The following is a 7,792-nucleotide window of genomic DNA, read 5'->3' on the forward strand; positions in this document are numbered from 1 at the left end:
GCCTGAGGCAACCACCCTTGTCAAGGGGTGTCGCGAAGAGCGTGCGACACCCCTTGACAAGCGCGGTAGGGCTGCGCCCAGGCCATGCGGGAGACCACGAGCCCCCAGCTTCACAAAAAGCCGCCCGTGTTTCCGTCGTGGTCCGGTCTCGTCGGCGTGTCCTCCACTCAGACACCGCGTGTCCTCCGGTCGGACATCGCGAGTCGTACGTTCAGGACGCGCGAGTCGTACGTTCAGGACGCGCGAGTCGTACGTTCAGGACGCGCGAGTCGTACGTTCAGGACGCGCGTGTCATGCGTTCAGGACTCGCGTGTCATGCGTTCAGGACCGTCGTGTTGAACGCTCGGGACGGTGGGGTTGTGGTCAGGCGTGCGTTGTCAGCTCACCGGTTCGGTGAGCTGCGGTCGGGCCTCGGGGGCCGATGACCTGACCGCGTCCGCTGCCTGGTCGTCCGGTTCGGCCTGGGAGGCTCGTTCGGCTTCGACTCGGGCCGTGTAGACGGTGACTTCGTGGGACACCCGGTCGTCGTCCCAGCCGAGCACCCCTGCCATCAGGCGGGCGACCGGTTCCGCGCACTCCACGCCCCGGTGCGGGTATTCGATCGAGATGCGCGTCCGGCGGGTGAGCACGTCCTCCAGGTGCAGCGCGCCCTCGTGCGAGGCGGCGTAGACGACCTCGACCTGGAGGTAGTCGGGTGCGGCCGGGACGGGTTTGAGCAGGTCCGGGTTTGCCGTGTTGAGGACTTCGTGCACCAGTGATCCGTAGCGGTCCAGCAGGTGCCTCACCCGGTAGGGGTGCAGGCCGTACCTGGTGGCGAGTTGGTCGGCCTGGTTCACCAACGCGTGGTAACCGTCTGCCCCTACCAGGGGGACCTTGTCGGTGATCGACGGTTGGAGGCGGCCCGGCAGGTCCACGCCCGCGGCGTCCACCGCGTCCGCGCCCATGACCCGGTACGTCGTGTACTTGCCGCCGGCGATGGCCACCAGGCCCGGCGCCACGCGGGCCACCGCGTGTTCCCTCGACAGCTTCGACGTCGACTCGCTCTCGCCCGCCAGCAGGGGGCGCAGGCCCGCGTACACGCCTTCGATGTCCTCGTGCGTCAACGGGGTCGCCAGCACCGAGTTGACGTGCTCCAGCACGTAGTCGATGTCCGCCCGGGTGGCCGCCGGGTGGGCCAGGTCCAGGTTCCAGTCCGTGTCGGTCGTGCCCACGATCCAGTGGTTGCGCCACGGGATCACGAACAGCACCGACTTCTCCGTGCGCAGGATCAGCCCGGCCTCCGACACGATCCGGTCGCGCGGCACCACGATGTGCACGCCCTTGGACGCCCGCACCCGGAACCGCCCGCGCGACCCGGACAGCCGCTGGAGCTCGTCGGTCCACACGCCGGTCGCGTTGATCACCGCGTGCGCCCTGACGTCGACCTCGCGCCCGTCCTCCACGTCGCGCACCCGCACGCCCGACACGCGGTCCGCCTCCCGCAGGAAGCCGACGACCTGCGTGGACGTCCGCACGACCGCCCCGTAGTGCGCCGCCGTCCGGCCGACCATCATGGTGTGCCGCGCGTCGTCGGCCTGCGCGTCGTAGTACCGGATGCCGCCGACCAGCGCGTCCGGCTTCAGCGCGGGCACCATCCGCAGCGCGCCGGCCCGCGACAGGTGCTTCTGCCCCGGCACGGACCGCGCCCCGCCCATCGTGTCGTACATCAGCAGCCCGGCCGCCGTGTACGGGCGCTCCCACAGCCGGTGCGCCAGCGGGTACAGGAACGCCACCGGTTTGACCAGGTGCGGCGCGATCCGGGTGAGCATCAGCTCGCGTTCCCGCAGCGCCTCGCGGACCAGCCCGAACTCCAGCTGCTCCAGGTACCGCAGGCCGCCGTGGAAGAGCTTCGACGACCGCGACGAGGTGCCGGAGGCCAGGTCGCGCGCCTCCACCAGGGCCACCCGCAGGCCGCGCGTGGCGGCGTCCAGGGCCGCGCCGACGCCCACCACGCCGCCGCCGATGATCACCAGGTCGAACGTCTCCGCGCCCAGCCGCTCCCATGCCTCGGAGCGCTCGGCGGGGCCCAGCCGACCCGTAGCGGGCGAGGTCACGATCGCCTCCCAGATGTCGACGGCACACCAGGTCCGACCGGGGGTACCCGGTACCACCAGGACCGACTCGACCACGTTACCCGCTGGTACGCCACCCGTGGACAACTGATCGACTCGGAACTAGCGTCAACCGGACGTTGTGGGGTGGGCAGCGCCGCCGGACCCGGACAGTGCTGCCTCCTGCCAAGGCGAGGAGGTCGGCTGGTGAGCAGTGGATCGATCTTCGTGTGGGAGACCCTCGGCACCGCGATCCTGATCCTGATGGGCGCCGGTGTGGTCGCCAACGTCGTGCTCAAGGACACGCTCGGCACCGGGGGCGGATGGCTCCTGATCAACTTCGGCTGGGGTTTCGCGGTGTTCGCGGGCGCCAGCATCGCCGCGCCCAGCGGCGCGCACCTCAACCCCGCGGTGACCCTCGGCCTGGCGATCGCGGACAAGACCCCGTGGCACCAGGTCCCCGTCTACTTCGCGGCCCAGCTGCTCGGCGCCTTCCTCGGCGCCGTGCTCGCCTGGCTGGCCTACAAAGCCCAGTTCGACACCCACGACGACCCCGCCGGCACGCGCGGCATCTTCTGCACCGGACCGACCGTGCCCAGGGCGGGCTGGAACGTCGTCACCGAGGTCATCGGCACGTTCGTGCTGGTCGCCTGGGTGCTGCTGAGCCCGGCCGCCAAGGAGGCCGCGGACGGCGTGCCGCAGCTCGGCAACGCGGCCCTCGGCTACGCGGGCGTGGCGTTCATCGTCATCGGCATCGGCAACTCGCTCGGCGGCCCCACCGGGTACGCCATCAACCCCGCGCGCGACCTCGGCCCCCGCATCGCCTACGCGATCCTGCCCATCCGCGACAAGGGCGGCGCCGAGTGGGGGTACGCCTGGGTCCCGGTGGTCGGGCCGCTGGTCGGCGGCGCGCTCGCCGCCCTGCTGTTCCTGGCCCTCCCGGTCTGAAAGGACACGTCGGTATGACGCAGTACGTAGCCGCGATCGACCAGGGCACCACCTCCACCCGGTGCATGATCTTCGACCACTCGGGCCGGGTGGTGTCGGTCGACCAGAAGGAGCACCAGCAGATCTTCCCCAGGGCGGGGTGGGTCGAGCACGACGCGGAAGAGATCTGGGCCAACACCCGCCAGGTCGCGGCGGGCGCGCTGGCCAAGGCCGACCTGTCCGCCCAGGACGTCGTCGCCGTCGGCATCACCAACCAGCGCGAGACCGCCCTGGTGTGGGACCGCACCACCGGCCGCCCGGTCTACAACGCGATCGTGTGGCAGGACACCCGCACCGACCGGATCTGCCAGGAGCTGGGCGACCTCGGCGGCGGGCAGGAGCGCTACCGGGACAGGACCGGCCTGCCGCTGGCCACCTACTTCTCCGGGCCCAAGGTCCGCTGGATCCTGGACAACGTCGAGGGCGCGCGGGAGAAGGCCGAGGCGGGCGACCTGCTGTTCGGCAACATGGACACCTGGGTGCTGTGGAACATGACCGGAGGGGTGAACGGGGGCGTGCACGTCACCGACCCCACCAACGCCTCCCGCACCCTGCTGATGGACCTGGACACGCTGAGCTGGGACGAGGGCATTGCCGCGGACATGGGCATCCCGGTGTCGATGCTGCCGGAGATCCGCTCGTCGTCCGAGGAGTACGGCCGGGTCCGGGAGCGCGGCGCGCTGGCCGGCGTGCCGATCGCGGGCATCCTGGGCGACCAGCAGGCGGCCACGTTCGGCCAGGCGTGCCTGTCGCCGGGCGAGGCCAAGAACACCTACGGCACCGGCAACTTCGTGCTGCTCAACACCGGCACGGAGAAGGTGATGAGCGAGAACGGCCTGCTCACCACCGTGTGCTACAAGATCGGCGACCGGGAGCCGGTCTACGCGCTGGAGGGCTCGATCGCGGTGACCGGGTCGCTGGTGCAGTGGCTGCGCGACAACCTCGGCATGATCACCAGCGCGGCGGAGATCGAGCAGCACGCGCGCACGGTCGAGGACAACGGCGGCGCGTACTTCGTGCCCGCGTTCTCCGGCCTGTTCGCGCCCTACTGGCGGTCGGACGCGCGCGGCGCGATCGTCGGGCTGACCCGCTTCGTGAACAAGGGCCACCTGGCGCGCGCGGTGCTGGAGGCCACGGCGTTCCAGACCCGCGAGGTGATCGACGCCATGAACGCCGACTCGGGCGTGGCGCTGACCTCGCTGAAGGTCGACGGCGGCATGGTCGTCAACGAGCTGCTGATGCAGTTCCAGGCGGACATCCTGGGCGTCCCGGTGATCCGGCCCGTGGTGAACGAGACCACGGCGCTGGGCGCCGCCTACGCGGCCGGGCTGGCCGTCGGGTTCTGGGCGTCCGAGGACGACATCCGGCAGAACTGGGCGCAGGACAAGCAGTGGGACCCGGCCATGGACGACGAGACCCGGGAACGGCAGTACCACCTGTGGAAGAAGGCCGTGACCAGGACTTTCGACTGGGTCGAGTGATCTTCGCGGAGGGGCGGCGCACGTGGTGCCGCCCCTCCCGCGCGGTCGTCAGTCGAGGTCGTCGTGGCGCATGAGCTGGCGGCCGGCCTCGGTGATCGACCCGGTCAGCGACGGGTAGACCGAGAACGTCGTCGCCAGGTCCTCCACGGTCAGCTGGTTCTGCACGGCCAGCGCGATCGGCAGGATCAGCTCGCTGGCGTTCGGCGCGACCACCACGCCGCCGATGACCACGCCGGTCGCCGGGCGGCAGAACAGCTTCACGAAGCCGCGGCGCAGGCCCTCCATCTTGGCGCGCGGGTTGGTGGCCAGCGGCAGCATGATCGTGCGCGCGGGCACCTCGCCGGAGTCGATCGCCTGCTGGCTGATGCCGACGGTGGCGATCTCGGGGTTGGTGAACACGTTCGCGGCGACCGTCTTGAGCTTGATCGGGCTGACGCCCTCGCCCAGCGCGTGCCACATGGCGATGCGGCCCTGCATGGCGGCCACGGACGCGAGCAGCAGCACGCCGGTGCAGTCGCCCGCCGCGTAGACGCCGGAGATGTTCGTGCGCGAGACCCGGTCGACCGGGATGTACCCGCCGCGGCCCAGCTCGATGCCGATCTTCTCCAGGCCGATGTCGCTGGTGTTGGGGACCGAGCCGACCGTCATCAGGGCGTGGCTGGCCTCGATCGTGCGGCCGTCCTCGAGGTGGATCAGGACGCCGTGGCCGACGTTCTCCACCCGGTCCGCGCGGGCGTGCTTGACCACGGCGGTGCCGCGTTCGGCGAACACGTCCTCCAGCACGGCGGCCGCGTCGGCGTCCTCGTGCGGGAGCACCCGGTCGCGTGACGAGACCATCGTCACCTTGACGCCCAGTTCGGTGTAGGCCGAGGCGAACTCCACACCGGTGACACCCGAACCGATGACGGCCAGGTGTTCCGGCAGCTCGGGGAGGTCGTAGATCTGCCGCCAGGTGAGGATCCGCTTGCCGTCCGGCTCGGCGCCCGGCAGGACGCGCGGGGTCGCGCCCGTGGCGATGAGCACCACGTCGGCGGGCAGGACCTCCTTGGAGCCGTCCTCGGCGAGCGCGACGACCTCGTGCTGGGCGAGGCCCTTGCTGTCGTCGCAGAACTTCGCCGTGCCGGTGATGATGCGGACGCCCTCCCGCTGGAGCCGCGCCCGGACGTCGGCGGACTGGGCGAGCGCGAGGCCCTTCACCCGGCCGTGGACGGCGGGCACCTCGACCTCGGCCGCGGCGTTGTTGGTGCGGATGCCCAGCTCACCGGCGTTGCGGAAGGCGCTGCGGCCGCCGGCGGAGGCGATGAACGTCTTCGACGGCACGCAGTCGTAGAGGACGCACGCGCCGCCCACTCCCTCGCGTTCGACGATGGTCACGTCGGCGCCGTGCTGGGCTGCCACGAGTGCCGCCTCGTAACCTGCCGGGCCACCGCCCATGATGACGATGCGGGTCACGCCACGTCCTCCTCCGGGGTTTCTGCGCTGTTCGCAGCCGCGTCAAAGGTACGCGGTCGGGTGCCGGGGCGTGTCGTCCGGTCTTCTCGTACCTCGGGGTGATCGATAGGTCGCTAGGCTGTGGTCGTGCCGCTCTATGCCGCGTACGGATCCAACATGGACCCGAACCAGATGATGGAGCGAGCCCCGTACTCCCCCATGGCGGGGACCGGGTGGCTCGCCGGCTGGCGTCTGACGTTCGGTGGCGAGGACCTGGGCTGGGAGGGCGCGCTCGCCACGATCGTCGAGGACCCGGACTCGCAGGTGTTCTGCGTGCTCTACGACGTGAGCCCGCGTGACGAGTCCCGCCTGGACCGCTGGGAGGGTGCGCTGGGCCTCTACAAGAAGATCCGCCTGCGCGTCCAGACCCTGGAGGGCTCGGTCACCGCCTGGCTCTACGTCCTGGACGCCTACGAGGGCGGCCTGCCCTCGGCGCGCTACATAGGCGTGGTGGCGGACGCCGCCGAGGCGGCCGGCGCCCCCGACGACTACGTAGCCGACCTGCGCACCCGCCCCTGCCAGGGCATAGGCCCCTAACCCCGCGTGTCCTCCACTCAGACACCGCGTGTCCTCCACTGCGGCATCGCGTGTCGTCCGGTCAGACACCGCGTGTCCTACATCCAGAACCTTCGCGGCCTGCACCTGGGCACCGCGAGCGCCGCGTTGAGGTCCCGGAACAGCCGAGTGGGGTTGCGCAGGTCGGAGGCATCGGCCCGCAGCACCTTCCACCCACGCCTCCGGAGGTCCTCCTCACGCGCCCCGTCCGCTTCGGCCTTGGCGGCGTGCGCGGCGTAACCGTCGTATTCGAGCGCCACCCTGGACTGCGGCCAGGCGAAGTCGATCCGCCACACCTCGCGCCCGTCGAGGTCGGTCACGCGGTGCTGGGGTTCAGGCGGCGGGAACCCCGCGTCGACGACCATGAGCAGGAGCGCGCTCTCCGCCGGGGACTCCGGCAGCCCGGTCGCCACGTCGACCAGGAACAGGCCCCGCCGCCTGCCGCGTACGTCGGGGCGCTGTGCGATCCGCACCGCGAGATCCGTCTTGATCTCCGCTCGTTGGTCCGGCGGCACGGCCGCCAGCGCCTGATCGGCGCAAGCCAGGGCGGTCTGGCGGTCGGCACGGCACAGCAGTTCGGCGAGCGTCGGTTCCAGGGCCAGGCAACGGAGGCCGTCGAGCACGGCCACCTCGGCGGGGTCGTGGTGGGCTTGGTGCACCGCTTCGCCTGGTCGGGCGCGGTGTCGCTGGTGGTAGCCGATGAGCAGGTGGACGCGGTTGGTCTCGGCGGCCGTGCAGCCGTGCAGCCAGGCGGAGGTGTGGCTGGTGAGCAGCGTGTTCGGGCCCGCGGTCAGCAGTGCGGCGGCGGCTCGGGTCGGGAGCCGGTTCATGCGTTCGCGCTGGACGAGCACCGTGCGGGAGTAGCTGACCAGGCGGCCGTCGGAGATCGCGTTGCGCAGTTCGACGCGGCCGAGGTGGTCGTGGAGGTGAGTACGGAGGTGAGCGCCGTGCAGGCCCTCGGGGATCGTGATCATGCATAACCGAGGGCGAAGCCGCCGATTCCGTACCTCAACCACCCGAACGTGTAGTTGGGCTGTGTCCCAGTGGTCAGTTCGCGGTGTCCGACTGGATGACACGCGATGTCTGAGTGGAGGAGCGTTATTCAGAAGTCATCGGCTCAGGCGGTAGTGCTCGAGGTTGGTGATGATGCGGATGATTGTGGGCAGTTCGGTCAGGCGGGCTCGGTAG

The 7,792-nt window shown here is 70.8% G+C and carries 6 protein-coding genes; 3 read left to right on the plus strand and 3 right to left on the minus strand.

Annotated features, from left to right (window positions below):
- Positions 1 to 377: 377 nt before the first annotated feature.
- Complete coding sequence (locus tag ACFV4N_RS36320; protein WP_499677199.1) at positions 378 to 2,093, minus strand: glycerol-3-phosphate dehydrogenase/oxidase; 1,716 nt, start codon at positions 2,091 to 2,093, stop codon at positions 378 to 380.
- A 204-nt stretch (positions 2,094 to 2,297) separates the two neighbouring features.
- Between ACFV4N_RS36320 and ACFV4N_RS36325 the strand changes: the two genes are divergently transcribed.
- Positions 2,298 to 3,038 (plus strand): MIP/aquaporin family protein, encoded by a 741-nt coding sequence (locus tag ACFV4N_RS36325; RefSeq protein ID WP_499677200.1) that lies wholly within the window; start codon positions 2,298 to 2,300, stop codon positions 3,036 to 3,038.
- 14 nt (positions 3,039 to 3,052) lie between these two features.
- Entirely contained in the window at positions 3,053 to 4,558 is a 1,506-nt protein-coding gene (glpK, locus tag ACFV4N_RS36330) for a glycerol kinase GlpK (protein ID WP_499677201.1), read from the plus strand.
- A 48-nt stretch (positions 4,559 to 4,606) separates the two neighbouring features.
- Here the strand turns inward: glpK and ACFV4N_RS36335 are convergent, their stop codons facing one another.
- Entirely contained in the window at positions 4,607 to 6,010 is a 1,404-nt protein-coding gene (locus tag ACFV4N_RS36335; protein WP_499677202.1) for an NAD(P)H-quinone dehydrogenase, read from the minus strand.
- 126 nt (positions 6,011 to 6,136) lie between these two features.
- Here ACFV4N_RS36335 and ACFV4N_RS36340 point away from each other — a divergent pair, with 126 nt between their 5' ends.
- Positions 6,137 to 6,586, plus strand: a complete 450-nt coding sequence (locus ACFV4N_RS36340) for a gamma-glutamylcyclotransferase family protein (RefSeq protein WP_033429064.1) — start codon at positions 6,137 to 6,139, stop codon at positions 6,584 to 6,586.
- Positions 6,587 to 6,663: 77 nt separating this feature from the next.
- Here the strand turns inward: ACFV4N_RS36340 and ACFV4N_RS36345 are convergent, their stop codons facing one another.
- Positions 6,664 to 7,578 (minus strand): DUF559 domain-containing protein, encoded by a 915-nt coding sequence (locus ACFV4N_RS36345; RefSeq protein ID WP_499677203.1) that lies wholly within the window; start codon positions 7,576 to 7,578, stop codon positions 6,664 to 6,666.
- Between the last annotated feature and the right edge of the window lie 214 nt (positions 7,579 to 7,792).

The organism is Actinosynnema sp. NPDC059797, assembly GCF_042732085.1.
In the GTDB taxonomy this organism is placed as follows: domain Bacteria; phylum Actinomycetota; class Actinomycetes; order Mycobacteriales; family Pseudonocardiaceae; genus Actinosynnema.

Coding starts and splice junctions, on each gene's coding strand:
- glpK (WP_499677201.1), top strand. CDS start 3,053: ATGACGCAGTACGTAGCCGCGATCGACCAGGGCACCACCTCCACCCGG.
- ACFV4N_RS36345 (WP_499677203.1), bottom strand. CDS start 7,578: ATGATCACGATCCCCGAGGGCCTGCACGGCGCTCACCTCCGTACTCAC.